27 protein-coding genes and 1 tRNA gene are annotated in these 24,609 nt (G+C 72.5%); 14 read left to right on the top strand and 14 right to left on the bottom strand.

What is annotated here, in order from left to right:
* From V7Q31_RS07450 to V7Q31_RS07440, 3 genes are all read right to left on the bottom strand, one after another.
* Positions 1 to 277 (bottom strand): HAS-barrel domain-containing protein (locus V7Q31_RS07450; RefSeq protein WP_333833064.1); only part of this gene is annotated, 277 nt, incomplete at its 3' end.
* On the bottom strand, positions 274 to 834 hold the full coding sequence (locus tag V7Q31_RS07445; RefSeq protein WP_333833063.1) for a F0F1 ATP synthase subunit delta: 561 nt from the start codon (positions 832 to 834) through the stop codon (positions 274 to 276). The genes V7Q31_RS07450 and V7Q31_RS07445, both read right to left, overlap by 4 nt.
* A 226-nt stretch (positions 835 to 1,060) precedes the next feature.
* Entirely contained in the window at positions 1,061 to 3,253 is a 2,193-nt protein-coding gene (locus tag V7Q31_RS07440; RefSeq protein ID WP_333833062.1) for a primosomal protein N', read from the bottom strand.
* A gap of 75 nt (positions 3,254 to 3,328) precedes the next feature.
* On the opposite strand from V7Q31_RS07440, the gene fsa reads away from it, so the two are divergent.
* From fsa to V7Q31_RS07415, 5 genes are all read left to right on the top strand, one after another.
* Positions 3,329 to 4,006: a fructose-6-phosphate aldolase gene (gene fsa / locus V7Q31_RS07435; RefSeq protein WP_333833061.1), complete on the top strand. Its 678-nt coding sequence runs from the start codon at positions 3,329 to 3,331 to the stop codon at positions 4,004 to 4,006.
* Positions 4,003 to 4,740: a DUF484 family protein gene (locus tag V7Q31_RS07430; protein WP_333833060.1), complete on the top strand. Its 738-nt coding sequence runs from the start codon at positions 4,003 to 4,005 to the stop codon at positions 4,738 to 4,740. Before fsa ends, V7Q31_RS07430 begins: the two co-directional genes overlap by 4 nt.
* 3 nt (positions 4,741 to 4,743) lie before the next feature.
* The gene (locus V7Q31_RS07425; protein ID WP_333833059.1) at positions 4,744 to 5,685 is read left to right on the top strand and encodes a tyrosine recombinase XerC; all 942 of its coding nucleotides are present in this window, start codon (positions 4,744 to 4,746) and stop codon (positions 5,683 to 5,685) included.
* A 70-nt stretch (positions 5,686 to 5,755) separates the two neighbouring features.
* Positions 5,756 to 5,983, top strand: a complete 228-nt coding sequence (locus tag V7Q31_RS07420) for a DUF6324 family protein (RefSeq protein WP_333833058.1) — start codon at positions 5,756 to 5,758, stop codon at positions 5,981 to 5,983.
* 4 nt (positions 5,984 to 5,987) lie between these two features.
* Positions 5,988 to 7,088 (top strand): sensor histidine kinase, encoded by a 1,101-nt coding sequence (locus tag V7Q31_RS07415; RefSeq protein ID WP_333833057.1) that lies wholly within the window; start codon positions 5,988 to 5,990, stop codon positions 7,086 to 7,088.
* 49 nt (positions 7,089 to 7,137) lie between these two features.
* Here V7Q31_RS07415 and V7Q31_RS07410 read toward each other — a convergent pair whose 3' ends face one another.
* A complete protein-coding gene (locus V7Q31_RS07410) occupies positions 7,138 to 7,887 on the bottom strand; it encodes a L,D-transpeptidase family protein (protein ID WP_333833056.1) in 750 nt (249 codons plus the stop codon).
* Between the two features lie 167 nt (positions 7,888 to 8,054).
* Between V7Q31_RS07410 and V7Q31_RS07405 the strand changes: the two genes are divergently transcribed.
* The 6 genes from V7Q31_RS07405 (at position 8,055) to V7Q31_RS07380 (ending at position 10,210) form a co-directional block, all read left to right on the top strand.
* A tRNA-Leu gene (locus V7Q31_RS07405) sits at positions 8,055 to 8,138 on the top strand.
* Positions 8,109 to 8,879 (top strand): monofunctional biosynthetic peptidoglycan transglycosylase, encoded by a 771-nt coding sequence (gene mtgA, locus V7Q31_RS07400; RefSeq protein ID WP_442976386.1) that lies wholly within the window; start codon positions 8,109 to 8,111, stop codon positions 8,877 to 8,879. Before V7Q31_RS07405 ends, mtgA begins: the two co-directional genes overlap by 30 nt.
* 189 nt (positions 8,880 to 9,068) lie before the next feature.
* Entirely contained in the window at positions 9,069 to 9,215 is a 147-nt protein-coding gene (locus V7Q31_RS07395) for a hypothetical protein (protein WP_333833054.1), read from the top strand.
* Entirely contained in the window at positions 9,203 to 9,394 is a 192-nt protein-coding gene (hemP, locus tag V7Q31_RS07390; RefSeq protein WP_333833053.1) for a hemin uptake protein HemP, read from the top strand. Before V7Q31_RS07395 ends, hemP begins: the two co-directional genes overlap by 13 nt.
* Positions 9,391 to 9,870, top strand: a complete 480-nt coding sequence (locus tag V7Q31_RS07385) for a hypothetical protein (RefSeq protein WP_333833052.1) — start codon at positions 9,391 to 9,393, stop codon at positions 9,868 to 9,870. Before hemP ends, V7Q31_RS07385 begins: the two co-directional genes overlap by 4 nt.
* Before the next feature lie 61 nt (positions 9,871 to 9,931).
* Positions 9,932 to 10,210 carry a DUF1289 domain-containing protein gene (locus V7Q31_RS07380; protein WP_333833051.1) on the top strand — a complete coding sequence of 93 codons (279 nt, stop codon included), beginning with the start codon at positions 9,932 to 9,934 and terminating at the stop codon, positions 10,208 to 10,210.
* A 10-nt stretch (positions 10,211 to 10,220) separates the two neighbouring features.
* Here V7Q31_RS07380 and V7Q31_RS07375 read toward each other — a convergent pair whose 3' ends face one another.
* The 9 genes from V7Q31_RS07375 to V7Q31_RS07335 all read right to left on the bottom strand — a co-directional run bounded on the left by V7Q31_RS07375 (position 10,221) and on the right by V7Q31_RS07335 (position 20,307).
* A complete protein-coding gene (locus tag V7Q31_RS07375) occupies positions 10,221 to 10,694 on the bottom strand; it encodes a Dps family protein (protein WP_333833050.1) in 474 nt (157 codons plus the stop codon).
* A 112-nt stretch (positions 10,695 to 10,806) separates the two neighbouring features.
* On the bottom strand, positions 10,807 to 11,277 hold the full coding sequence (locus tag V7Q31_RS07370; protein ID WP_333833049.1) for a hypothetical protein: 471 nt from the start codon (positions 11,275 to 11,277) through the stop codon (positions 10,807 to 10,809).
* 101 nt (positions 11,278 to 11,378) lie between these two features.
* A complete protein-coding gene (locus tag V7Q31_RS07365) occupies positions 11,379 to 13,001 on the bottom strand; it encodes a hypothetical protein (RefSeq protein ID WP_333833048.1) in 1,623 nt (540 codons plus the stop codon).
* Positions 13,002 to 13,259: 258 nt separating this feature from the next.
* Positions 13,260 to 13,973: a rhodanese-like domain-containing protein gene (locus V7Q31_RS07360; protein ID WP_333833047.1), complete on the bottom strand. Its 714-nt coding sequence runs from the start codon at positions 13,971 to 13,973 to the stop codon at positions 13,260 to 13,262.
* Between the two features lie 119 nt (positions 13,974 to 14,092).
* On the bottom strand, positions 14,093 to 15,091 hold the full coding sequence (gene nrfD / locus V7Q31_RS07355) for an NrfD/PsrC family molybdoenzyme membrane anchor subunit (protein ID WP_333833046.1): 999 nt from the start codon (positions 15,089 to 15,091) through the stop codon (positions 14,093 to 14,095).
* A 24-nt stretch (positions 15,092 to 15,115) separates the two neighbouring features.
* Positions 15,116 to 15,658 carry a 4Fe-4S dicluster domain-containing protein gene (locus V7Q31_RS07350; protein ID WP_333833045.1) on the bottom strand — a complete coding sequence of 181 codons (543 nt, stop codon included), beginning with the start codon at positions 15,656 to 15,658 and terminating at the stop codon, positions 15,116 to 15,118.
* On the bottom strand, positions 15,655 to 17,841 hold the full coding sequence (locus tag V7Q31_RS07345) for a molybdopterin-containing oxidoreductase family protein (RefSeq protein WP_333833044.1): 2,187 nt from the start codon (positions 17,839 to 17,841) through the stop codon (positions 15,655 to 15,657). The genes V7Q31_RS07350 and V7Q31_RS07345 overlap by 4 nt, the downstream gene beginning before the upstream one ends.
* 338 nt (positions 17,842 to 18,179) lie before the next feature.
* Positions 18,180 to 18,722 carry a hypothetical protein gene (locus V7Q31_RS07340; RefSeq protein WP_333833043.1) on the bottom strand — a complete coding sequence of 181 codons (543 nt, stop codon included), beginning with the start codon at positions 18,720 to 18,722 and terminating at the stop codon, positions 18,180 to 18,182.
* Between the two features lie 28 nt (positions 18,723 to 18,750).
* Complete coding sequence (locus V7Q31_RS07335; protein ID WP_333833042.1) at positions 18,751 to 20,307, bottom strand: class I adenylate-forming enzyme family protein; 1,557 nt, start codon at positions 20,305 to 20,307, stop codon at positions 18,751 to 18,753.
* 178 nt (positions 20,308 to 20,485) lie between these two features.
* Here V7Q31_RS07335 and V7Q31_RS07330 point away from each other — a divergent pair, with 178 nt between their 5' ends.
* The 3 genes from V7Q31_RS07330 to V7Q31_RS07320 are packed head-to-tail and all read left to right on the top strand — an operon-like array spanning position 20,486 to position 22,811.
* Positions 20,486 to 20,899 (top strand): RidA family protein, encoded by a 414-nt coding sequence (locus V7Q31_RS07330; RefSeq protein ID WP_333833041.1) that lies wholly within the window; start codon positions 20,486 to 20,488, stop codon positions 20,897 to 20,899.
* 6 nt (positions 20,900 to 20,905) lie between these two features.
* Positions 20,906 to 21,577, top strand: coding sequence for a DUF1028 domain-containing protein (locus tag V7Q31_RS07325; RefSeq protein ID WP_333833040.1), 672 nt, complete (start codon positions 20,906 to 20,908; stop codon positions 21,575 to 21,577).
* Between the two features lie 7 nt (positions 21,578 to 21,584).
* On the top strand, positions 21,585 to 22,811 hold the full coding sequence (locus V7Q31_RS07320; protein WP_333833039.1) for a flavin-containing monooxygenase: 1,227 nt from the start codon (positions 21,585 to 21,587) through the stop codon (positions 22,809 to 22,811).
* 21 nt (positions 22,812 to 22,832) lie between these two features.
* On the opposite strand, the gene V7Q31_RS07315 is transcribed toward V7Q31_RS07320, so the two are convergent.
* Complete coding sequence (locus tag V7Q31_RS07315; protein WP_333833038.1) at positions 22,833 to 24,428, bottom strand: thiamine pyrophosphate-dependent enzyme; 1,596 nt, start codon at positions 24,426 to 24,428, stop codon at positions 22,833 to 22,835.
* Positions 24,429 to 24,609 lie beyond the last annotated feature (181 nt).

Below are 24,609 nucleotides of genomic sequence, written 5' to 3'. Positions count from 1 at the left end.
CGTTGGTGCGCTTGACGACGTCGCCTTCCTTGATCGAGCGGTCGTCGCCGAAGATTACGACGCCGACATTGTCGGCTTCGAGGTTGAGCGCCATGCCGCGGATGCCGCCCGGAAACTCGACCATCTCGCCCGCCTGGACGCTGTCGAGCCCGTAGACGCGAGCGATGCCGTCGCCGACGCTGAGCACGCGGCCGACTTCGGAGACTTCGGACTCCTGCCCGAAATTCCTGATCTGCTCCTTGAGGATCGCAGAGATCTCGGCGGCCTGAATGGTCATATAGCTGCCTCTTTCATGGCGGTCTGCAACTGCGACAGCTTCGAGCGGATCGAGCTGTCGATCATTCTGGAGCCGAGCTTCACCACGAGCCCGCCTATCAGCGACGGGTCCACGGAGACGTCGAGCGCGATCTTCGCGCCGGCGGCTTCGGCGAGGGCGGCTTCGAGGGCCGAGCGCTGCGCGGCGGTCAGCGGACGCGCGCTGCGCACTTCGGCCGGCACGATCCCGCGATGGCGGGCGAGCAGCGCGTCGAAGCCCTTGATCACGTCGCCGAGCGCGAACAGGCGGCGCTTGGCGGCCATCAGGCCGATCAGGTTCGAGGTCGGCGCGCCGATCCCCATCGCCTTGCACAGCGCCGAGAGGGCGGCGGCCTGCTCGTCGCGCCCGTAGAGCGGCGAGGAGACGGCGGCGCTCAGATCGGCGCTGGCGGCGAGGGCGGCGGAGAGTTGCGCCATGTGACCTTCGACCAGCTCGAGCTGACCGGACTCCTGCGCCAGTTCGAACAGCGCAGTCGCATAGCGACCCGAGACGCCGGAAACGGGGGTGGTGTCGGACACGAGCGACCCTTCGGCTGAGCCGGGGGCGGACCCGGCGCTGGACGACGTCCGGCGCGCGAGCGGCCCGGAGCGAACGCCGTGGGTGCTAGCATAGGGTCGCGGTCCGCGCAACAATGGCGCCGCAGCGCGGCAGAGGGTCCGGAGGCCTTTATCCAAAGGGCGTTTGCGGAGTTTTCGCCGGTTTCGCGGCGTCAAGACGCATCGTCGCAGCGGGCGCGCGAATCCCTCAGAGGAAGCTTTGCGGATCGACGTCGACGGCCAGCCGCACCGAGGAGGGCGGCGGCGCGGCGGCGATCCAGGAGCGGAGCGCGGGTTGAAGGGCCGCACCCTTGGCCGCCTTGACGAGCATCCGCACCCGCGCCCGCCCCCGGATGCGGGCGATCGGCGCCGGCGCCGGCCCGAACAGCCGGGCGCCGATCGCCGAGAGGGGCGCGGCGGCGCGCGCCAGCGCCTGCGCCGCCGCCCAGACCCGCGCCTCGTCGCGCCCCGACAGGATCGCGGCGGCCATCCGCCCGTAGGGTGGCGACCCCGCCGCCCGCCGCTCCGCCGCCTCGCGCCGCAGGAAGGCTTCTTCCGCGCCAGTGAGGATCGCCTGCATCACCGGATGCTCGGGCGCCGCCGTCTGGATCAGCGCAGCGCCGGGGCGGTCGCCCCGCCCCGCCCTGCCCGACACTTGCCGGATCAGCTGGAACGTCCGCTCGGCGGCGCGCAGATCGCCGTTCTGCAAGCCGAGATCGGCGTCGATCACCCCCACCAGCGTCAGCAGCGGGAAGTTGTGGCCCTTGGCGACGACCTGCGTGCCGATGACCACGTCGGCCTCGCCGGCGGCGATGCGCGCGATTTCGGACCGCAAGGCCTCGGCGCCGGCCGCGTGGTCGGAGGACAGCACCGCCAGCCGCGCCTCGGGCCAGAGCGCGCGCGCCTCCTCGGCCAGCCGCTCCACCCCCGGTCCGACTGCGGCGAGCTTGTCCGCCGCGCCGCATTTGGGGCAGGCGGGGGGAACGGGCTCGGCATGGCCGCATTGGTGGCAGATCAGCCGCGAGAGGTAGCGGTGCTCGACCAGCCGCGCGTCGCAGTCGGGGCATTCGAGGAAATGGCCGCAGGCGCGGCAGACGGTGAGCGGCGCATAGCCGCGGCGGTTGAGAAAGAGCAGCGACTGCTCGCCCGCCGCCAGCCGCTCGGTCACGGCGCGCGCGAGCGGGGGCGCGATCCAGCGGTTGCGCTCGGAGGGGCCGTCGCGGCGCAGGTCGATGGCGCGCAGGGAGGGCAGCACGGCGGCGCCGTAGCGCGCGGGCAGATCGAGGCGGGCGTATTTGCCGGCCTCGGCGTTGGCCCAGCTTTCGAGCGAGGGGGTGGCGGAGGCGAGCACCACCTGCGCGCCCTCGATGGAGGCGCGCAGCACGGCCATGTCGCGCGCATGGTAGAGCGCGCCTTCCTCCTGCTTGTAGGAGCCGTCATGCTCCTCGTCGACGACGATCAGCCCCAGCCGCGCGAAGGGCAGGAACAGCGCAGAGCGCGCGCCGACGACGACTTGCGCCTCGCCGGTCGCGGCGGCGGTCCAGAGGCGGCGTCGGCGGGCGGGGGCGACGCCGGAATGCCACTCGGCGGGGGGCGCGCCGAAGCGGGCGGAAAGGCGTGCGATGAAGCTCGCCGAAAGCGCGATCTCGGGCAGGAGGACCAGCGCCTGGCGGCCCTGGCGCAGCGTCTCGGCCACGGCCTCCAGATACACCTCGGTCTTGCCCGAGCCGGTGACGCCGCGCAGCAGCGTCGCGCCGTAGCCGCCCGAGGCCGCGCCCGCCCGCAGCGCCGCGGCGGCCTCGGCCTGAGCGGCGGACAGCACAGGGCCGGGGCAGTCGGGATCGAGGCGGGGAAAGGGCGCGGCGCGCGGCGCCTCGACGCGCAGGAGCGCGCCGGCGGCCTCCAGACCTGCGACCACGGAGGCCGAGACGCCGGCGAGGCGGGCGAGTTCGGCGGGCGCGACGGGCGCGCCGCCGAAGCCCGACAGCGCCTCCAGAACGCGGGCGCGGGCGGGGGTCATGCGGTCGGGGGCGCCGGGGCCTGCGACGAGGGCGACGCGCGGCGCCTCCGCCTCGCCGAGACCGGGGGCGCGGGTGGCCAACCGCAGCATCGCGCCGAGGGGCGTGAGGGTGTAGTCGGCGGCGCGGGCGAGGAAGGCGCGGAAGGGCGGCGCCAGCGGGGGCGCGTCGAGAACGCGCAGGAGCGGCTTGAGCGCCTTGCCATGCGCCGCCGCCCCCTCCCCTTCGCCCCAGACGGCGCCGATGGCGCGCCCGCCGCCGATCTCGACCTCCACCAGCGCGCCGTCGGGCGGTCGCGGCCAGCCTTCGGGGAGCGCGTAGTCGTAGGCGCGGTCGAGCGGCAGGGGCGCCAGCACCGCAACAGCGCGCGGCGCGGCGGTCACGACCGGCCTCTGGCGTCTGGCCCGCGCCGCGCCGCGCCGCTATGGTCGGTCTCGCCGCAGAAGCGAGAGGGACCGATGCAGTTTTTCGTGGACACCGCCGACATCGCCGAGATCCGCGATCTCGCCGCGACGGGCATGGTGGACGGGGTGACGACCAATCCGTCGCTCATCCTGAAATCGGGCCGCGACATCATCGAGGTCACCCGCGAGATCTGCGCGCTCGTGCCCGGCCCGGTCTCGGCGGAAGTGGCCGCGACCGACGCCGAGACGATGATCGCCGAAGGCCGCGCGCTGGCCGCGATCGCCCCCAACATCGCCATCAAGGTTCCGCTCACCTGGGACGGGCTGCGCGCCTGCCGGACCTTCGCCGACGAGGGGCGGATGGTCAACGTCACGCTGTGCTTCTCGGCGGCGCAGGCGCTGCTGGCGGCGAAGGCGGGCGCGGCCTTCATTTCGCCCTTCGTCGGGCGGCTCGACGACATCGGCCTCGACGGCATGGACCTGATCGCCGACATCCGCCAGATCTACGACAATTACGGTTTCCCGACCAAGATCCTCGCCGCCTCGATCCGCGGCGTGAACCATGTGCGCGACGCGGCGAAGATCGGCGCGGACGTCGCCACCGTGCCGCCTTCGGTGCTGCGCAGCCTCGCCCACCATCCGCTGACCGACAAGGGGCTGGCGCAGTTCGTCGCCGACTGGGCCAAGACCGGCCAGAAGATCGACGCCTCCAAGCTCGGGGGCGGGGCGTGAGCGTCGAGCCGGCCTCGGGCGAGGCGGCGGAAGGCGCGCGCGATTCGAGCTCCGCGGCGGCGGCGCTGCGCGCCCTGATCCTCGCCGAGCCTGGGCTGATCCTCGACGACCGGGAGGTGATGCGGGCGCTGATCGAGGCCGATGGCGGACCGGGGCGCAACGTGGTCGATCTGCGCGGCGCGCTGGTCAAACGGCTGGAGACGCGGCTGGAGCGGCTGGAGCGCACCCATCGCGACGTGATCGCCGCCGCCTACGAGACGCTGTCGGGCGCGGGCCAGGTCCAGCGGGTGACGCTGACGCTGCTGGAGCAGGACAGCCGCGCGGGCTTTCTGCGCGCGCTGCTCGAGGAGGCGCCGACCATTCTCGGGCTCGACGCGGCGCGGCTCTGTCTGGAGCCGGCGACCGAGGACGGTCCGCCCCCGGCGGAGGACGCGCCCGGGCTGGTCGCCCTGCCGCATGGCGGGATCGCCGCCTATCTCGCGCTTGGCGTCGCGCCGGGGCGCGGCGGGGTCTGGCTGCGCCCGGCGCCGCCCGAAGCCGAGCTGATCTATGGCGAGGAAGCCGGCGCGGCGGCCTCGGAAGCCCTGATCGCGCTGGACGACGCCGAGCAGCCGCGCGCGCTGCTCGCCTTCGCCTCCGCCGATCCGCGGCGCTTCTCGCCCGAGCACGGGGCCGATCTCGCGCAATTCCTCGGCGCGGTGGCGGCGCGGCTGTTGCGGCGCTGGAGCGCCTGAGCGATGCGCGCCGCCGCCCCCAGGCTGGAGGCGGGACTTGCGGCGGAGGCTCTGCTGGGGCGCTGGCTGGGCGCGCTTGTGGCGCAGGGGCGCGCGCGCCCGCGCACGATCGACGCCTATCGGCGCGACGTGGCCAGGTATCTGGGGTTTCTCGCGGGCCATCTCGGCGGGCCGGTCGCGGCGGGCGACCTCGCGGCGCTGGGCCCCGCCGATCTGCGGGCGTGGATGGCGGCGGAGCGGGCGCGCGGGCTGTCGGGGCGGTCGCTGTCGCGGGCGCTCTCGGCGGTGCGGGGGTTTCACGACTGGCTGGCGGAGGCGGAGGGCGCGGACTGCGCCGCGCTTGGCGCGATGCGGGGGCCGCGGGTCGCCCGCCGCCTGCCCCGCCCGGTCGCGCCCGAGGCCGCCCGCGCGCTCATCGCCGAAGTCGATGCGGCGGCGACGGCCCCGTGGATCGGCGCGCGCGACGCGGCGCTGCTGACGCTGCTCTGGGGCTCGGGCCTGCGAATTTCCGAGGCGCTGGCGCTGCGCGCCAGGGACGCGCCGCTGCGCGACGCGCTGACGGTCGCCGGCAAGGGCGGGCGCCAACGCCTCGTTCCGGTCCTGCCGGCGGCGCGCGACGCGGTGGAGGCCTATCGCCGCCTTCTTCCCTTCGCGACGAGCGGCGAGGACGCGCTGTTTCTGGGCGCGCGCGGCGGGCCGATGGGGCCGCGCCCGGCGCAGCTCGCCATGGCGCGGGCGCGCGCGGCGCTCGGCCTGCCGGCGAGCGCCACGCCGCACGCGCTGCGCCACGCCTTCGCGACGCATCTGCTCGCGGCGGGGGGCGATCTGCGCGCCATTCAGGAACTGCTCGGCCACGCCTCGCTCAGCACGACGCAGATCTACGCGGGGGTCGACGCGGCGCGGCTGGTCGACATCCATGCGGCCTTTCACCCGAGGGCGCGCTGATCGCGCGCAGCCTGCGCTTGAAAGCGCCGCGCCGCCCGCGCGATACTGCGTCAGAGGCGGGAGCAGGCCCATGAGCATCAACAGCGAAAGCGACGCGGGCGCGAGCCTGCAGATAGGCCCCACCACGCTCGGCATGGTGCGGATTTACGTCGAGCAGGACGGGGCGGAGATCCCGATGGATTTCACCCCGGAGGAAGCCGAGGAAATCGCCGAAGAGCTGCGCGCGGCGGCGGCGCAGGCGCGGCGGGGCCGGCCGTCCGGGCAGGGCCCGGCGAGCGGCGCGCGGCGCGGCGGCTGACGCGGTGAGCGCGGACGGCGCGCCCCTCGACCTCGCGGCCCTGCGCGCGCCGGCGCCCGAACCGGCCCCGCCCCCTGCGCCGCCCCCGGCGCCCTCTGCGGCGCTTTTCCTGCGCGACCCCGCGCGGCGGCGTCTGCTCTGGGCCAATGCGCGCGGACTGGCGCTGCTCGGCGCGCGCGATCCGGCGGCGCTCGCCCCGGAGGTCGCGGCGGCGCTCGACGCCGCGCTGGAGGCCGCGCGCGGAGAGACGGCGCATCTGCCCTGCGCGGCGGGGATCGTGTCGGGGCGGATCGCGCGGAGCGCGGTCGCCCTGCCGGATGGGCGCATCGGCGAGCGCGTCGCCTTCGAGCCCGACGCGCCGCCGCCTCGGCCCGAGCGCCCGCAGCGCCGCCGCGAGACGCTGATCGAGGCCTCGGCGCTGGCGCGACTCGCGCACGAGTTCCGCTCGCCCCTGACCGCCGTGCTCGGCTTCGCCGAGTTCCTGCGCGAGGCGATCGACGAGCTTCCGCCGGAGCGGGCGCGCGCCTATCTCGACGATCTGGCGACGGCGGCGGAGCGGATGCGGCGGCTCGCCGACGATCTCGTGGCCCTCGGCGCCGACGGCGCCGGCCTGACGGTCGCCCCCACCGATCTCGACGCCCTCGCCGCCGAGGCCGTCCGCCTCGCCGCGCCCGCCGCGCGCGCGGTCGGCGCGCGGATCGCGCCGGCGGGTCGGACCGGGCTGACAGCGCTCGCGGACCCCGACGCGCTGGCCCGCGCGCTCGGAAATCTCCTCGACAACGCGCTGCGGCACGCGGCTGCGACCGGCGAGGTGCGGCTCTCGGTGCGCGACATGGGGCGCGACGTCGGCGCCCGCATCACCGTGGCCGACGACGGTCCGGGCCTCGCCCCCGACCAGCTCGCCGAGGCGCTGCGCCCCTACGGCCGCGGCGGCGGCGGGACCGGAGCAGGCGCCGCCGGCGGGCTCGGCCTGCCGATCGTCGCCGAGATCATGGCCGCGCATGGCGGCGCGCTCGAGATCGACACCGCCCCCGGCGCCGGCCTGCGCGCCCATCTCGTCCTGCCGCCCGCGCGGGTGCTCCGCGGCGCCGGCCCGCGCCGCTGACGCGCGCGCAAGCCGCGCCGCGCCGCCGGCGGCGGGGCGAGCGGCGAAGTCAGCCCATCGGGCAGACCTCTCCGCTCGACGCCACGAGCGACGCGTCGCGGCGGTAGATGTCGCGATGACGCCGTATCGCGCCGTCGGCGTCGGGGAACTCGGTGTGATAGCGCAGGAACACCGGGACCGGCGTCGGCGGCGCCATGTCGAAGCTGCGCCGACCGTTGGCGTGCGCCAGCACCTCCTCCACCGAAATGTCGAGTATCCACGCCGCCAGCGCGTCCCATTTTTCGGTGCGCACGCAGCCATGCGACAGCGCGCGCGCGTCGCGCTCGAACAGGGCCGGGCGGTTGGTGTCGTGCAGATAGACCAGCAGCCCCGGCTCGAGCCGGATCGCCGCGAGGCCGAGCGGATTGCGCGGCCCTGCGGGCCAGACGCGGTCCTCGTATTCGCCGCTGGCGATCATGCTCGGGGTGGGCCGCCAGGTCGGGCGGAACCGCACGGCGGAGACGGCTGTGTCGAGCACCGGGGTTTGGGTGCGCGGCGTCCCCACGATGACGCGGCTGGTCATCACCGGCTCGCCGTCCTCGAAGGCGATCAGCTCGAAGGCGGGGATGTTGACCAGCACCGCCTTGCCGCGCGCGGGCGGGCGGAACTCGGCGCCGATCTCGCGCAGCGCCGCCTCGAAGGGCGAGAGCGTGGGTGCTTCGGCGACGACGATCGGGAGCGACGAAGGAGGGGCCGAGACGCGCGGCGCGGCGCAGGCCGCAAGCGCCGACAGGGCGAGGATCGGGAGAAAGCGGAGCATGGGCGCGCCTTTCGCAAGGATGCGGGCCGTCGGCGCGGCCCTGCTGGCGCGGCGGTCGGGCGGGCTGGCGGAGGTTCGGTCCGCCCCGGCACAGTGCGCCCGCGGCGTAAAGACAGCGTTGCCGCTTGAGCGCGCCGGGGGCGAAGGGCTATAGCTGACCGCGGCGGGCCTTGGTGGCGGAATGGTAGACGCACCCGACTCAAAATCGGGCGCCGAAAGGCATGGGGGTTCGAGTCCCCCCCGAGGCACCACCGTTCGGGAGTTTGCGGGATTTGGCGGCGAAGCGAGCGTCCCTCCGCGCCGCGCGACGGCGCTTGCGCGCTGCGGCGCGTCTGGGGCTCCGGCTGGCGCTGGGCGCCGTTGGGCTGTGCGTCCTCTGGGTCGGGCTCTACGCGGCGGTCCCGCCGCCGACGACGGCGCTGATCGAGATCGAGCGGGCGCGGCTCGGATCGGTCTCCCGCAACTGGCGTCCGCTGGCCGAGATCTCCCCGCATCTCGCCCGCGCCGTCGTCGCCGCCGAGGATGCGCGGTTCTGCCAGCACAACGGCTTCGACCGCGCGGCCATCGAGGCCGCATGGCGGTCGCGGATGGAGGGCGGCGCGCTGCGCGGCGGCTCGACGATATCGCAGCAGACCGCCAAGAACGCCTTCCTCTGGCCGGAGCGCAGCTGGAGCCGCAAGGCGCTGGAGGCCGGCTTCACCGCGCTGATCGAGCTGCTCTGGAGCAAGAGGCGCATTCTGGAAGTCTATCTCAACATCGCCGAGTTCGGCCCCGGCGTGTTCGGCGCCGAAGCCGCCGCCCAGCGCTGGTTCGGCAAGCCCGCGAGCGCGCTGACCGCCGCCGAAAGCGCGCGCCTCGCGACCCTCCTCCCCGCCCCGCGCAGCCGCGACCCCAACGCGCTGAGCCCGGCCCTCCAACGCCGCGCCCGCGCCATCGCCGACGGCGCGGCGACGCTGCGCGCCACAGGCGCCGACGCTTGTGTGTTCGACTGACGGCGGCGCAGCCTGCGTCCGCCTGTCGCGTCCTATAACCTAGCGCGAAACTCGGGTTTACAAAGTCCGACTGATTTGCTCAGATACCAATGTCGAAGCGGGCGTCGCTTCGGCGTTTCAGCCAGCCGGTCCCAGCGCCGCGCGAGCCGGACCATCGCCAGTCGAGGAGGATGCGAGATGGCGCGCGAGATGGCTGACCGGGAACGACCGATCGAGATGCGAGACGACGACGCAGCGACCCCCATTCCCGTTTTCGACGCCGACAGCGTGGTGGACGAGTTCGTCAATCTCGCCGAATGGCTGCGCGACCGGGAGGCCGCCGGATGGGCGCGGTGATGCGCGCGCAGGAGCGCGACGTCCGGAGCGCCGAGTCCAAGGCGCCGGCGCCCGAGGCGACGCCGCGGATCGACAGCGCAGCCCTGCTCAAGGGCGCGCGGCGGCTTCTGATCGAACATGACGGCGAAGTCTACACGCTGCACCTGACGCGGCAGAACAAGCTGCTGCTGACCAAATGAGCGCGCAGTTCGACCCGAACGGGTTCATCGAGCCGGTCGCCGCAGGGGCTGCGCCGGTCGGGCGGCTGGACGCGCGCGGACCCGCCGACCGGCTGCTGGTGCGCACGCTGCGGCTGTGGCTGCTCGGCCCGCAGCAACAGGCCGAGGCGTGGAGCGCGCTGTCGGGCGAGTTCGGCGCGGCGCCGGCGCGCCGCGCGCTGCGCGCGCTGGAGGAATTCCTCGGCGTGCTCGCCGAGGGCGCGCGCGGCCCGATCTGGCGGCATGGGCCGGACTGCGGCTGTCTCGGACGCGACGAGGCTCTGCTCGCCGACGCCGTCTCGGCCGCAGTCCGGGGCGATTTCAACGCGGCCTCCGTCGCGCTGGCGCCGCTGATCCGGCCCGAAGCGCGACCCGCCGCGCTGGGCTGCGCCCACCGCCTCGGCCGCGCCCTGCGCGCGGCTCCGCGCCGCCGCAGTTCCGGCGGTTGGCTCCATTGACCGAAGACCCGATCCAGCTCGACGCGGGCGCCGGGCCCGCGCGCCAGAGGAGAGACGCCGAATGCTCAGACCGCCCTCGCCCTGCATCGACGTGTGCAAGCACAAGCTGCGGGGCCACTGCATCGGCTGCGGGATGACGAAGGCCCAGAAGGAGCTCGTCAAACGGCTCGATGGCGCGGAGGAGCGCCGCGCCTTCATCGTCATGCTGATCGACCAGCAGCGCAGGCTGGGCGGCAGGTTCGCCGGCTGGGAAATCGCCTATCGCCGCAAATGCGCGAAGAAGGGCAAACCCTGCCTGCTCGACGAACTCGCCCAGGCCCCGCAACCCGCGGCGGAGTGAGGCGCGCGCCTCAGCCCTCCAGATGCGCGCCGAGCAGCCAGGCGAACTTGTCGTGCACGCTCGCGCGCTCGACGGCGAGGTCGTTGGTGACGAGATCGCCATGCTTGTCGGCGAGTTCGGCGAGCGCCGTCAGCTGTCCCGACAGCGCCTCCTGATCGGCCTTGAGGTTGGCGATCATGGTCTGGGCGTCGATCCGCCCGTCGCATTCCCTGATACGCGCGCGCTTGAGGAACCCGCTATAGGTGCCCTCGGCATGGGCGCCGAGCATCTTGATCCGCTCGGCCAGCTCGTCCTGCCCTTCGAAATGGTCCTCGTAGATCTTCTGGAACAGCTCGTGCAGCGGGCCGAACGCCATGCCGGTCACGTTCCAATGGTAGTTTTGCGCCTTGAGCGTCTCGACCGAGAGGTCGGCGACCGCCTGGGCGAGACCGTCGACGATTTCGGCGTTGGCGTCGGGGGCGAGGCTGGTTGCGATGCTGGACATGGACGTCTCCTTTCGGTTCGCGAGGGATTTGCGAGCTGGCTGGAGGCTGGCTTGCTCGGTCAGGCCAGACTTAACACTTTGTCGCAGGGGCGCCAGCGCATTTGCGCAGTCGTCAGCTCCCGGAGGGCGCGATTTCGCGCAAAGCGGTCGCGAATCGCTCTGCGAGCCAGAGCACGACGCGCCGACGCTCGCGCCGGATCATGCGGGTCGCGAGAAACACCGCGCTGTCGGCGTCGCCGTCGCGCAGCGCCGTGACGAGGGCGAGCAGCCACGCCTCGCCGAAGGCGAGCGTCCCGCCGGCGCGGCGGTGAAAGGTCACGGACCGCAGCGCGGAGGCGTCCACCGCGCGCAGCAGCGCCGCGCCATGGGCGCGCAGACTGTCTTCGGGCCGGGCCGCGATCAGGGCGCAACCGACGTCGAGATCCATCGGCGCGCTGAGCTGGGCTGCGCGCGCGAGGTCGCGCAGAACTTCCAGCAGCGCCGCATCCGCCGGGCGCATCGCGCGCGGCGCGATGGCCTCGCGCGGCGCCAGCGCCAGCGCGCCGCATTCCGTGATCGTTGCTCTGCCCGCCGCCGCAATCATCTCGCGCGTCCTTCTCCGACCACGAAAATAATTGAGCGATGCAGTCGGGAATTTCAACAGGCCCTTGGTCGCAGGTCGTTCGGGGCCGGGATTGACGCCGGTCAAGGCGCGTCGAGATCGGCGTCGAGGATCCGTCTCAGCTCGTCCGGCGCGAAGGGCCGCGCCCCGGCGCGCGTTGTCTCGGCGGCGCGTCCGTCCAGCGTCGTCATCGCGTCCGCCGCCATCCCGTCGCGCAGGATCGGCAGGGCGGGGAAGAACGTCCACTCCCCGCCCTCGCGCTCGAGCATCCCCTCGCCCAAGCCCAGCATCCGCGACGAGCGGTGGCAGTCGGCGCAGCCGATCCCCGCATTGGTCGTGTGCGGAGAGAGCGGGCCGAACAGACGACGGAATTGCGCCTCGTCCCAGTCGGGATGGTCGATGGTGCGCACCATGCCCGGCAGGAAGGGCCGGATCAGCCCGTCCGGCCCCACGCCGAGCGGAGGACGCTCGTTGCGGACCAGCCAGCGCGTCTCGAGCCAGTTTCCGAGCGTCACTCGCCGCTCGACATGGTCGAAGGACGCCCCCTCGGGGTCGTATTCGACGTGGCAGCCATAGCATTGCGGGATCCACTCGGTGTGACAGGCGGCGCAGGACAGCCGGTCATGCGCCCCGTTCGCCGGGTGGTTCTCGGGCGAGAGCTGCGGGATCGGCGTCGATCCGCCGGCGGTCTTGCGGTGCAGCACCGGACCTCCCGGCGCAAGCTCCACATGCCACAGCGGCGTGCCCTTGCGCCCGGTCGTCAGGAACTCGGTCCCGCCGTCGGTCGCAAAGGGAATGCGGGCGGCGCGGCCCGCCATGTCGGCGGGGAAGTCCTCGAGCCGCGCGCGCGGGTTGCGGTTGTCGTGACAATCCGCGCACTGGATGTCCACGGCTTCCGAGGCGTGCGCGTGGCCATGCGTCGGCCCCATCACGTCGCGAATGGTATGGCAGTCGACGCAGCCCATCCCCGCCTGATGGTGGAGGTCGGCATGGAGCACCTCGACCAGCCGCCCGTCCGGAAGCCGCCCCAGATTGCCCCGCTCCGCCCGGCGCAGCGCGTCGTCGTCCACTTCCGCCATCCCCGCATAGTTGAGCGAGATGCGGCCCGAGCGCGAATGGCAGCCGACGCAGTTCGCGTCCGACACCTGCGCGGTCAGAGCCGGGTGCGTCGCGTTCTGCGTCCGCGCGTCGGGTTTGGGCGGCAGATGGCAGGCGAGGCAGCCGCCGCCGCGATTGCCGATCGGGTCATGGCTTCCGATCGAATGCAGTTCCTGCCCCAGATGGCAACTCGCGCACATCTTGCGCAGATAGCTGTCGGCGGGACTGTCGCCGAGATCCGCCAGATCAGCAGGCAGATCGGAGTGCGGGCTCTCCCCGAAGGTGAAGCGCGTGACGCTGACCATGCCGCGCCCGGTGTGCATCAACCCGCCGGCCACGTTCTCGACATGGTCGAGATGGCAGGCGCCGCAGGTCTCCGCGGCGTCGGCCATGTGGCCGGGCCGCGCGACCACGCCGGCATGGGCGGCCTCCTCGTCGGCGGCGCGGTCGTCGCCGCGGTGGCAGGAGGCGCAGTCGTCGCCGATGAAGCCGTGCGGGTCGGCGGCGGTGGGAAGATGCGCGCGATGGCAGTCCACGCACTCCGCCGAGGCGGGGGGGGCGAGAAACAGGGAGGCGACGAGGAGCGCCAGCGATGCGAGCCGGCCCAACCCGGGTCGACATAAGCGCTGGGGACCGCGCCCTCCCTCGGGTGGGCGCTGCGCTCCGACTGCGCTAAGCGATTTATGGCGCAAGATACTTGTGCCGATCAGCTACTTGCGCCGTTGCAATGCGCCCTCCCTGGGGGGTGAGCCGCGCCCGGAAATCTCTCCTGCGGAGAGATTTCAGCGGCGAACGGGCGGAGCCCCGGACCGGAGGGCGCGGTCCGTACTGGTCGCACGGACCAAGAGATGTGCCGCATCCGCCGCTCAGCAGCCCTGCCCGGCGCTGAACGCTCCGCCGCCCGCCGCAGGCGCAGCGGGCTTCGCCGCCGCCGCCGCGCCGAGCCCCGGCGCGGGGCGACCGAGCGTCGGCGTGTCGATCGGCGCGACCAGCCCCGGCGCGTAGGCCGCGACCACCGCCTTCACCGGCATCCCCGATTCCGGCAGGTAGTCGCCCTGGAAATAGCAGGCCACGGCCACCCGCTCGGCCATGGGGATCCCCGCCGCCTCCTCCAGATCGGAGTTCGGGTCGAGCGTGTAGCGCAGCCAGCTGTCCATGCCGCCGCGCAGCGCCTTGGCCTCGACGCCCACGGCGCGGAGCAGCATCGCCGCCTGCGCCGCCTGCGCGCTGCGCCCGTCGTCGTAGAGGATCACCGGCTTGCCCGTGCGCAGCGTGTCCACCATGCGCTCGCTCAGCACCTGGCCCGCCGACAGGTTGCGCGCCCCGGGGATGTGCTCGGCGGCGTAGTCCTTCTCGGCGCGCACGTCGACCAGCGTGAAGTCGTTGCGGGCCTCGATGACGCGGCGCGACAGCTCGGGCGCGGTGATCTGGTCGCCGCCCTGCGCGACTTCGCGCGACAGCGCGGCGAGGCGGTCCGCGGTCACGCCCTGCTCGGCGGTGATCGCGGAGTAGAGCATCGCGGCCCCGGCGACGAACACGACGCCGGCTCCGGCCATCGTCATCACTGCGATCTTGTTCATTCAGGTCACCCTCTCGTCGGTGATTTTGCATCGGCGCAAGGTAGTTTCGCACAACGAAGGGCGCGTGTTGCGCGCGCCCTTCGGACATCTCGTCGCATCAGCGGCTCATCGGCGCCGCGTCAGCGGATCAGCAGGTCGAGCAGCGCCGGGTCGAAGGCGCTCTCGTAGCTGTGGAAGCTCGACGCCTGCCCGAGTTCGGTCATCAGGCTGCGCAGCATGTAGCCGCCGAACAGCACCAGCACCGGGGCGATGGCCATCCACGCCCGCCGCTTGCCGAACAGTTCGGCCAGTTCGATCGCGATCGGGATGACCACGCCGGGCAGGAAGAAGATCAGCCAGAACGGCACGGTGAACTCGCCCCCGAGGATCAGCCCCGACGCCTCGATATGCGCGGCGCTCGCGGTGACGAGATTGACGACCAGCAGCACGATCAGCGCGGCCTCGACGATCAGCAGCCCCACATCGACCTGCGTGAACACATGCCGCTCATGCTCGGACTTGGCGAAGAGCGCGACCAGCGCCGCCGCCCCCGACAGACCCGAGGCGAGGAACAGCGGCGCGAGCACGCCCGAGTTCCAGAAGGGCCGCGCCCCGAAGGCCGAGAGCAGCACGCCGGTGTAGAGCCCGAGGAAGGCCCCGAGGATCAGCGAGGCGCCGGCGATCATGCGGCGGTTGTCGGAGATCCAGTCGAGCGCCGTCGCGCCCCACTCGTAGCGGTCGATATAGGCGCTCGCCCAGGGGTAGCCCTGCCGCAAGGTGGCCAGCGGCAGCAGGATCGCCAGCGGGAACACCAGCAGCAGGCACCATGTGCCCCAGGACATCGGCGAGGTCGGCACGAAGGCGAGGTAGAAGTTCCAGACGTAGAGCTTGTGCGACAGGTCGAGGAACAGGGTCGTCAGGCCCAGCGCCAGGATCACCGGCGCCGCGATGGGCAGCAGTTGCGAGGCGAAGCGGAACTCGTTCTCGCGCTTCATCAGGATGACGCTCGAGGCGAAGACGAGAATGCCCGCCGTCAGGCCGCCCGCGAACAGGTAGAACGCGACCCGCCAGTCCCAGATGTGCATCTCGGGCGTGACGTAATGGTTCGCGTGGGGCGTGATGAGGATTTCTTCAAGCATGATCTTTGGTCCCCGGCTCGGCCGTCAGGTGAGGTAGAAGACGTTGGGCTGATTGCCGGATTCCTCCAGCAACGCCTTGTGCGGACGGGTCGCCAGCAGCCGGCTGACTTCGGAGTTCGGATCGTCCAGAACGCCGAAATGCATGCAGTGCGTCGGGCAGGCCGAGACGCAGGCCGGGTCCTGCCCGACCTCCACGCGGTGATGGCAGAAGGTGCACTTGTCGATGTAGCCCTCGGCCCGCATCACCAGCCGCGCGTCGTAGGGGCAGGCGGCGATGCAGGCCTTGCAGCCGGTGCACTTGTTGGCGTCCACCAGAACGATGTTGGTGTCGCCCCACAGATGGCTCGCGCCAGTCGGACAGGCGTAGACGCAGGTCGGGTTGGAGCAGTGGTTGCAGCGCTCCGACCGGAACTCGGTGGTGAGGTCCGGATAGGTGCCCTTGGTCGCCTCGACCACCCAGTCGCGGTTGAGGCCCTCGGGGATGTGGTTCTCGGTCTTGCAGGCGACCACGCAGTCCCCGCAGCCGATGCAGGTGCGGGTGTCGATGACCATCACATAGCGGGTCATGCTGCGGCCTCCTCGGCGATGATCGTGACGTAGTTCAGACGCATGGCCGTGGCGCCCATGATCGGGTCGATCGGCACGTTGGTCTGCAGCATGCTGTCGTCGGCGCCGCGCTGGTGCGCCAGCGTCAGCCCTTTCGCGTTGTGGCCGAAGCCGTGGACGATGTAGACGCTGTCAGGCCGGATGCGTTCGGTGACGCGCACGCGCACGCGGTTGCTCACGATTCCGTCGGGATTGCGCAACAGCACGTAGTCGCCCGATTTCAGACCCTTCTCGCGCGCGACGATCGGGTTCACCCAGACTGCGTTCTCCGGCATCAGCTCGAACAGGAGCGGGTTGTTGATCGACCGGCCGAAGGTGTGCTGCGCCGTTCGCCCGTAGTTCAACCAGAAGAAACCCTCGGGCGGCTGCGCGTGCTTGACGTATTTCGGCAGCGGATCATGGCCGAACTGCGCCAGCAACGAGGAGCTCAGCTCGATCTTGCCGCTCGGCGTGCCGAAGCTGCGTTCGCCCGCCGCCGCGTATTTCGGCGTCTGGCGCTCGAAGCGCTTGACGCCGATGCGCTTCATCTCCTCGAGCGACGATCCGACCTGCTGGAGCTGCCAGTCGATCACCTCCGAGAAGTCCTCGAACGGATAGTACTCGCCCAGCCCCATCTTCTCTGCGAGCTGCTTGGCCATCCACCAGGACGGCTTGCTGTCATAGAGCGGCTCGTAGACCGGCACGTTGACGGCCAGCGTCGGGATGCGCTCGGGCTGGTTGCGCAGCGGCTCGTAGCGTTCGAGATAGGTGCATTCGGGGAGCACGACGTCGGCCAGTTCGGTCATTTCGACCGGCAGCGTGTCGATCACCACGATCAGGTCGAGCGACTCCGCCGCATGCCGCAGCTGCTCGCGCGCGCCGGGGATCGTCATCGGCAGGTTGGTCGCGTAGATGAACCAGCCCTTGAAATGCGCGTCCGGCCCGACCGAATGCTCGATGATCTTGTTGGTCAGCCCCCCGCCGGCGAGCGGGAATTCGGCCTGCACGATCTGGCGCCAATCCTGTTCGGGCTTGGGGATTTCGGGGATCGGGAAGGACGGCATCTTGACGTTCTCGGCCTGGAAGAAGCCGCCTTCCGCGCCCCAGGAGCCGAGCAGGGCGTTGAGGATGGCGATGCAGCGGGTGCGCTGCACGTCGTCGCCGTACCAGGTGACGTGCCGACCGGGATGGATCATCGTCGCCGGCGCCGCGGCCCCCATCTGGCGGGCGGTGGCGCGGATCACCTCGGGCCGGATGCCGGTCTCGAGGAAGGCCCATTCGGGGTTGAAGTCCTTGACGTGATTGGCGAGCGCCTCGAAGCCCTCGCAGTTCTGCGCGACGAACTCGACATTGTAGCGCCGCTCGAAGATCAGCACGTGCATCCAGGCCAGCATCAGCGCGATGTCGGTCCCCGGCTTGATCGGCAGCCAGTGGTCCGCCTTGCCGGCGGCGACCGAGAAGCGCGGATCGACGACGATCAGCTTGCAGCCGTTCTCAAGCGCGTGGATCCAGTCCTGCACCTGCGCGTTGTGCATGTTCTCGCCGAGATGCGAGCCGATCAGCACGATGCACTTCGAGTTCTCCATGTCGGTCGGCTCGGGCGAGCCGAGATTGGCGCCGTAAGTCAGCACCCAGCCGACTTCGCGCGGGCCGCGGCACTGCGCATGCGAGGGGTGCGCCTCGGCGTGCGAGCCGTAAGCGTGCAGCAGCGGCCTGAAGATGTCGCCGCCCGAGCCGTGCTTCATGTAGGCGATCCGGTCGCCGCCGTGCTTCTCCTTGATCGCCGCCATCCGGTCGGCGATGAACTGAAGCGCCTCGTCCCAGGACACCGGCTTGAAGCTCTGGACGCCGTTCTCCTCGACGCGCAGGAGCGGCGTCTTGAGGCGGTCGGGGTCGGTGTAGGAGGCGATGCCGCCCGTTCCGCGAACGCACAGCCTGCCGCGACAGTGGGTGTCGTCGTCGTTGCCGACGAGCTTCCACGGCTTTCCGTTTTCCGTGTATCCCATGCCGGCGCAGGCCCAGAAGCACATGTTGCAGGTGAACGGCGCCGCGCTCACCTCGCCTTCGCCCGGAAGCGGACGGTCGGAGCAGCCCGCGAGCAGGCCGGGGACGACGGCGGTCGCGCCGATCGCTGTGGTGATCTTGAGGAATTCGCGACGTTTCATTGCACGGTCTCGACTTTCGGCTGCTGGCTGCGGCGATCTCCGCAAGCGCCGCGAGGTCCCTTGCGGGCGGCGCTGCGGTCGCGGCGAGGCGGGACGGCCATCCTGGCGGCTCCCGGAGCGGGCTCCTGACACGGGGCGCGCACTCCGACTCGGCGGAGCGCTGAACCACGAAGAGTTTCCGTGGTTTGCCGGCGCGGGGCCAGCTAGACCAAAAGACGAGCCGGAAAGGCGGGTTAGCGCGCGGTTTTGCCGCGCGGCCTTTGACGGATGTCAAACGCCGGGTCGTCGTCGGATGCTAAGGGGTCGGCGCTGTGCGCATTTGGCGCCGGCGGCGCGGCTCAATAGATCGCGACGACGATCCCCAGCCCGATGGCGAACAGCGTCTCCATCGTCAGCCGCTCCAGATGCGCCGCGCGCAGGCGGTCGACCGCCAGTTCGCGCGCCTCGCCCTCGACTGGCCCGACGGCCGCGACGCGCAGGCCGTTCTCCTCGATGGACAGCTGCGACGGCTCGACCAGCATCAGGAACACGCCGAGCACGATGGCGGCGATGGCGAAATGGCCGATCTCGGGCGCCTGCACCGAATAGAGCCCGCCGACCGCCAGCGCGATCCCCGCGAGCATCGTCCCGAGGAACCGGGGGCGGTGGAAAGTCGGGCTGTCGAGCAGGGCGCGCGCCCGCTCCGGCGCGATGTAGGGCGCGCCATGCAGCATCGGGCAGCGGATGAACATGACGATGGAATGGACTGTCTTGAGCGTCACTAGGGCCAGCATGATCCAGCCGACCGGCGTATCGCACAGATTGCGGAAGGCGGTCAGAACGCTGTCCATCTGCATCGCGACGATCTCCCACTGCGCGCCAATCGAGAATAGGGCCGACACGCGCAATTCGCCAGACGGAGCGCCTGCGTTACGTCCGCGGTTGCGGCGCGTGCGCGGCGATCAGGTCGCGCCGGGCCAGCTTGCCGGTGGCGGTGCGCGGCAACGACTCGACCAGCGCGATGCTGCGCGGGCGCTTGTAGCGCGCCAGCCGCTCGGCGCACCACGCCTCCAGCTCGGCGACCTCCGCGCCCGGCGCGACCACGAAGGCCGCCAGAATGCTCAGCGTCGCGTCGATGGGCAGCGCGACGGCGGCCGCTTCGACGACCTTCGGATGCGCCGAGAGCGCCGCCTCGACTTCCTGCGGCGCGACGCGATGCCCGCCCGCGTTGATCATGTCGTCGGCCCGCCCGCGCCAGCCGACAGCGCCGTCCGCGTCCATCTCCGCCAGATCGCCGGTGAGGAACCAGTCGCCGCGAAAGGCGGCTTCGGTCTCCGCGTCGGCGCGCCAGTAGCGCAGCATCAGCCCCGGATCGTCGCGCCGCACCGCAAGCTCTCCGGTCTCGCCGATGGGCGCCGGCGCGTCGGTCCCCGTCCGCAGCACCGCGACGCAGCGCCCGGGCTGCGGGCGTCCGACGAAACCGGGCCGGGCCGGCGCGTCGGGGCTCGCGCTGACATAGGTCGAGACTTCGCTCATCCCGAGCGCCTCGAGCACCGGCTTGCCGGTCTCGCGCTCCCAGCCCTCGCGCAGCCGGTCTGCCAGCGTCTCGCCCGCCGACAGCGCGTGGCGCAGGCTGGCGAAGCCCTCCCGCAGCGCGCCTCCATATTTGAGGATCTGGCGATAGACGCCTGGGGTTGCGGCGAACAGCGTGGGCCGCGTCGCGCCGGCGAGGACGGGCCACATCTCCGGCGTGCGCGCGCCGCCGCTGACGATGGTGGCGGCGCCGGCGGCCCAGGGGTCGAGCAGCCCCGCGCCCAGCGTGTAGGTCCAGTTGAAGGCGCCCGCGTGCAGCATCACGTCGTCGGGGCCGAGCCCGTACCAGCCGCGCCACATCATCCGCCGCGCCCAGGCGGCGCGCTGGGCGTGCAGCACGCCCTTGGGCTTTCCGGAGGAGCCTGATGTGTAGACGATGAAGGCGGGGTCGTCGCGCGCGGTGTCCGCGGGGGCGACAGGGTCGGCGCGCATGAGTTCGGCGGGGTCGAGCCGGGGCGCGTCGGTCTCGAAGGCCATCCCCTCGCCGACGCAGACGAAGCGGGCGTCCAGATCGCGCGCGACATAGGCCGCCTCGCGGTCGGTCAGCTGCGCCGAGACCGGCGCGGCGACGCCGCCGGCGGCGATGACGCCGAGAAACATCAGCGGGAAGTCCGGCCCGTCGCGCAACCGCAACATCACCCGTTCGCCCGGCGCGAGGCCCGCCGCGCGCAGCCCCCCGGAGATGGCGCCGACCTGCGCACGCAGATCGCCGTAGCGCCATTGGCCGAGCGCCGCGCCGTCCGGCCCCGCCAGCGTCAGCGCGACCTTGTCCTCGGGCTGGCCGGCCCAGAGCGTGTGCCTGGCGAGGTTGAAGCGGGCGGGACAGGGCGGCGGCGCGTCGGGGTCGGCGCGGCGGTCGCACAGGCTCGCGGCGAGGCTGGGGGGCAGGGACATGCGGGCGGGCCTTGTTTCCGGCTGCGGCGGTTCGGGAACGCGCCCGCCCTGTTGGCCCAACCCACCGCCCGGCGCAAGCGTTGCGCGGGAGGCTCGACAGAGCGACCGCCGCTTGCGACGCTGATCGCCCGAGGGGCTGCGCGCGGCCCCGCGCGCCGTAATTCCGGAGGACCCCGCCTTGGCCCATATCCGCCACCGCAAGTTCAACACCCGCGACACCTATCCCGAGCAGAATCTCGACAACGACCTCTGTCAGGCGGTGGTCGCCCGCGGGCGGATGGTGTTCCTGCGCGGCCAGTGCCCGCAAGACCTCGACACCGCGCGCAGCATCGACAGTTGCGATCCGGTGGAGCAGACGCATCAGGTCATGCGCAACATCCGCCAGCTGCTCGAGGAGTGCGGCGGCTCGATGGAGCATCTGTGCAAGGTGGTGGTCTATCTCACCGACGTGCGCCATCGCGAGGCGGTCTATCGCACGATGGGCGAATACATCCGCGGCGTGCATCCGGTGTCGACCGGCGTCGTGGTCACGGCGCTCGCCCGCCCGGAATGGCTGGTCGAGATCGACGGCGCCGCCGTCATCCCGGACTGAGCGGCGATGACCTTCTCGCTTGTCGGTCGCTGCGCGCGCAGCGGGCAAGTCGGCGTCGCCGTCGCGTCCTCCTCGCCGGCGGTCGCCGCGCGCTGCGCGCATGTTCGGGCGGGCGTCGGCGCGGCGGCGAGCCAGAACGTCACCGATCCCGAACTGGGGCCCCTCGCGCTCGACCTGATGGCGGCGGGGCGCACGGCGGAGGCGGCGCTGGCGGAGCTGCTGGAGGGCCGCGCGCATGCGGCGCATCGCCAGCTTCTGGCGGTCGACCGGAAGGGCGGCGTCGCCCTCCGAACCGGGGCGCGCGCGCTCGGCCTCTGGGCGGAGGCGCGGGGAGACGGCTGCGCGGCGGCGGGCAACCTTCTCGCCGATCCGGGCGTGCCCGCGGCGATGATCGCCGCCTTCGAGGCGTCCGAGGGGGCGCTGGCCGAGCGGCTCATGGCGGCGCTCGAAGCGGGACTGGAAGCGGGCGGCGAGGCGGGGCCGGTGCGCTCGGCGGGGCTGACGGTCGCCGACCGGCTCTCCTGGCCGATCGTCGATCTGCGGATCGACTGGGCCGACGCCCCAGTGGCGATGCTGCGCGCCGCCTGGGAGGTCTATCGCCCGCAGATCGCAGATTACGTGCGGCGCGCCCTCGACCCCGAGGCCGCGCCGCCTTACGGCGTTCCGGGCGAGACTTGAGATGCATATGACCGATGAGACAGTCGAGACGCTGGTGATCGGCGGCGGGCAGGCGGGGCTCGCGATGAGCGCGCATCTGCGCAAGCGCGGGCGCGACCATCTCGTTCTGGAGCGCGGGCGCGTCGCCGAGCGCTGGCGCAGCTGGCGCTGGGACGCGCTCAGGGCCAACGGCCCGGCCTGGCACGACCGCTTCCCCGACCAGATCTTCGAAGGTATCGACCCCGACGCCTTCCCGTCGAGGGACGAACTCGCGCGCTATTTCGAAACCTTCGCCGAGCGCATCGCCGCGCCGGTCCGCTGCGGCGTCGAGGTGACGCGGCTCCGCCGCGACGCGGACGGCGCGGGCTATCGCGCCGAGACGTCTCATGGGGCGGTGCGCGCGCGCAACGTCGTGCTGGCGACGGGGCCGTTCCAGAAGCCGCTTATCCCGGCCTGCGCGGCGGAGCTTGCCGGCGTCGTCCAGATGCATTCGACCGACTACCGCAACCCCGCCCAGCTGCCCGAAGGCGCGGCGCTGGTTGTCGGCGGCGGCTCGTCCGGCGCGCAGATCGCCGAGGAGCTTGCGCGCGCGGGGCGGCGTGTCTTCCTGTCCGTCGGCGCGCATGATCGTCCGCCCCGGCGCTATCGCGGGCGCGATTATTGCTGGTGGCTCGGCGTGCTGGGCAAATGGGACGCCAAGGCCCCGGCGCCGGGGACCGAGCACATCGCCATCGCCGTCAGCGGGGCTTATGGCGGACGGACGATGGATTTCCGCCGGCTCGCGGAGCAGGGCGTGACGCTGCTGGGCAGGATCGGCGCGGCGCGCGGCGGCGCGCTCGAGATCGCGCCCGATCTGGCCGGCAACATCGCGCGCGGCGACGCCAACTACCTGTCGGTGCTGCGCGAGGCCGACGCCTACGCCGCGCGCCACGGGCTCGACCTGCCCCCCGAGCCCGAGGCGCACCGGCTCGGCCCGCTCCCCGCCTGCGTCGCCGATCCGATCCTGCGGCTCGACCTCGCGGCGGAGGGCATCGGTGCGATCGTCTGGGCCACCGGCTTCGCGCTCGATTTCGGCTGGGTCGAGATCGACGTCTTCGACGCCGAGGGCCGGCCCCGACATGCCGACGGCGTGTCGGACGTCCCCGGGCTCTATTTCCTCGGCCTGCCTTGGCTGACCTGCCGGGGCTCGTCCTTCATCTGGGGGGCGTGGCGCGACGCGGAGACGCTCGCCGGCCACATCGACGCGCGCGGGTGAACCGCCCAGGCGGGGGGCGGTTCAGCTCTCGAACCAGAATTCCTCGCGCATCTCCAGCAGCGTGGCGCAGGGGCGAGCGGTCGCCTTCTTCATCGCCTCGTGGAAATAGGGCAGGCCGTGGACCCGGCCATAGGCCGCCCCGAAGCCGCGCGCGACCGCCTGGAAGTCGATCGGCGGCAGGTCCGCCATGCCGAGCGGCGCGCCCCGCGAGGCCATCTCCTCGCGCAGCGCGACGCTGCCCGAATTGTTCCACACCAGCATCACCACATGCGCGCCGGCCTGGATCGCCGAGGCGAGCTCGCCGATGGTCGACAGCGCCCCGCCGTCGCCCGCCAGCGCCACGACGGGACGGCGCGAACCGATCTTGGCGCCGATCGCCGCCGGCAGCGCGTAGCCCTGCGCGCCGAGCGCGCTCGCGCTGCTCCACCAACGCCGGGGCGCCGGCGGCGCGGCGGAGAACAGCGCCTGTCGCGCCGGCTCGCAGCTGTCGCCGATCAGGATCGCGTCCGGCAGGATGTCCCAGATCGCCTCGATCGTCGGCTGATGGCGGCGCAGCCGCTCCGGCGAGGCGGCGGCGATGCGCTCGCGCAATTCCTCGAGGTCGGGATGGGGGCCGTCGCGCGGGGCGACGTTCTCGATCAGCGCCTGCGCCGTCAACGCGGCGTCGGCGACCACGGTCTGCGCGGTGCGCAGCGGCGGCGAAAGGGGCTTGGGATCGAGCCCGACCCGGACCAGCGCGTCGTCGGCGAAACGCGGCGCGGCGGCGTTCTCGAACCCCCATTCCCCGGCGCTGAACCGCACGCCGACGGCGACGACGCAATCGGCCCCTGCGATCAGCGCCTGCGCAGGCGCGGCGTGGAGCGGCCCCCCGAGTCGAAGCGGATGGCCCGGCGGCAACAGACCCGCCGCGTCGGAGGACAGGAAGGCGGGCGCGCGCAACAGTTCCGCCAGCGCCATGGCGCGAGACGCCCCCATCCCGGCCGCCTCCGCGCCGAAGATCAGCACGGGGCGCCTGGCGGACGAGAGCCGCATGATCAATTCGGCGATCTGCACCGGCGGCGGACCGGGCGGCGGCGGCGGCGGCGCAGGCGCATGGTCGAGCGGGGGCGCGTCGGCGGCGAGCAGCGCGTGCGGAATTTCGATCACCGCAGGCCCTGGATATCCCGCCTCCAGCGCCGCCAGCGCAGCATCTAGCGCGTCGGGCGCTTCCTCCGCGACGTCGATGCGGCGGGCGTCGACGGCGAGGGCGCGCGCGAATTCAGCCTGATCGTCGAGATCGTCGTTGCGCGACAGACCCACCGGCGCGCCGCTCGAGGGCGGGCAGCTCGACACGACGAGCATCGGCGTCCCGCTCGCCTTCGCCTGCGCCAGCGCCGGGGCGATGTCGGCGACGCCGACCCCGCCCCCGATCAGGCATGCGGCGGTCCGGCCCGTCGCGCGCGCGTAGCCTTCGGCCATGTAGCCCGCGCCTTTGCCGCAGCGCGCCGACACGGTCCGCAGCCCCGCCTTCTCGGCGCCCGACCACAGCGGCGCCGCCCGCGGCGACGGCGCGCAGAAGGCGGTGTCGACGTTGCGCGCGGTCAGCATGGCCGCGATCTGTTCGCCAAGTCGCGCCATCGACGCCGGCCCCCTCAGCCTCGGCGCGTCGCGGATCGGCCCGCGCGCCGCAGGCCGCAGCGTTAGCGCGCAGGCGTGAGCGATTGGTGAACGGCGCGGCGGCTAAGCCCCGGCGCCGGTCCTCCGGGCGCGGACGGCAGGTTGGACAAGCGCCCCCCGGCTTGCGTAACTCACGCCGCCG

The sequence above is a fragment of the Rubrimonas sp. genome, from assembly GCF_036788415.1.
GTDB lineage: Bacteria > Pseudomonadota > Alphaproteobacteria > Rhodobacterales > Rhodobacteraceae > Rubrimonas.
The sequence above is the reverse complement of the archived record's forward strand: the minus strand, read 5'-3'. Positions and strand labels throughout refer to the sequence as shown.

Excerpts from the sequence above, each read along its gene's own strand:
- fsa (WP_333833061.1), top strand. The coding sequence starts at position 3,329 with ATGCAGTTTTTCGTGGACACCGCCGACATCGCCGAGATCCGCGATCTC.
- hemP (WP_333833053.1), top strand. The coding sequence starts at position 9,203 with ATGGGCGCGGTGATGCGCGCGCAGGAGCGCGACGTCCGGAGCGCCGAG.
- V7Q31_RS07375 (WP_333833050.1), bottom strand. The coding sequence starts at position 10,694 with ATGTCCAGCATCGCAACCAGCCTCGCCCCCGACGCCAACGCCGAAATC.
- V7Q31_RS07370 (WP_333833049.1), bottom strand. The coding sequence starts at position 11,277 with ATGATTGCGGCGGCGGGCAGAGCAACGATCACGGAATGCGGCGCGCTG.
- V7Q31_RS07420 (WP_333833058.1), top strand. The coding sequence starts at position 5,756 with ATGAGCATCAACAGCGAAAGCGACGCGGGCGCGAGCCTGCAGATAGGC.
- V7Q31_RS07410 (WP_333833056.1), bottom strand. The coding sequence starts at position 7,887 with ATGCTCCGCTTTCTCCCGATCCTCGCCCTGTCGGCGCTTGCGGCCTGC.
- V7Q31_RS07380 (WP_333833051.1), top strand. The coding sequence starts at position 9,932 with ATGCTCAGACCGCCCTCGCCCTGCATCGACGTGTGCAAGCACAAGCTG.
- V7Q31_RS07325 (WP_333833040.1), top strand. The coding sequence starts at position 20,906 with ATGACCTTCTCGCTTGTCGGTCGCTGCGCGCGCAGCGGGCAAGTCGGC.
- V7Q31_RS07335 (WP_333833042.1), bottom strand. The coding sequence starts at position 20,307 with ATGTCCCTGCCCCCCAGCCTCGCCGCGAGCCTGTGCGACCGCCGCGCC.
- V7Q31_RS07360 (WP_333833047.1), bottom strand. The coding sequence starts at position 13,973 with ATGAACAAGATCGCAGTGATGACGATGGCCGGAGCCGGCGTCGTGTTC.
- mtgA (WP_442976386.1), top strand. The coding sequence starts at position 8,109 with ATGGGGGTTCGAGTCCCCCCCGAGGCACCACCGTTCGGGAGTTTGCGG.
- nrfD (WP_333833046.1), bottom strand. The coding sequence starts at position 15,091 with ATGCTTGAAGAAATCCTCATCACGCCCCACGCGAACCATTACGTCACG.
- V7Q31_RS07395 (WP_333833054.1), top strand. The coding sequence starts at position 9,069 with ATGGCTGACCGGGAACGACCGATCGAGATGCGAGACGACGACGCAGCG.
- V7Q31_RS07345 (WP_333833044.1), bottom strand. The coding sequence starts at position 17,841 with ATGAAACGTCGCGAATTCCTCAAGATCACCACAGCGATCGGCGCGACC.
- V7Q31_RS07385 (WP_333833052.1), top strand. The coding sequence starts at position 9,391 with ATGAGCGCGCAGTTCGACCCGAACGGGTTCATCGAGCCGGTCGCCGCA.
- V7Q31_RS07315 (WP_333833038.1), bottom strand. The coding sequence starts at position 24,428 with ATGGCGCGACTTGGCGAACAGATCGCGGCCATGCTGACCGCGCGCAAC.
- V7Q31_RS07350 (WP_333833045.1), bottom strand. The coding sequence starts at position 15,658 with ATGACCCGCTATGTGATGGTCATCGACACCCGCACCTGCATCGGCTGC.
- V7Q31_RS07320 (WP_333833039.1), top strand. The coding sequence starts at position 21,585 with ATGACCGATGAGACAGTCGAGACGCTGGTGATCGGCGGCGGGCAGGCG.
- V7Q31_RS07425 (WP_333833059.1), top strand. The coding sequence starts at position 4,744 with ATGCGCGCCGCCGCCCCCAGGCTGGAGGCGGGACTTGCGGCGGAGGCT.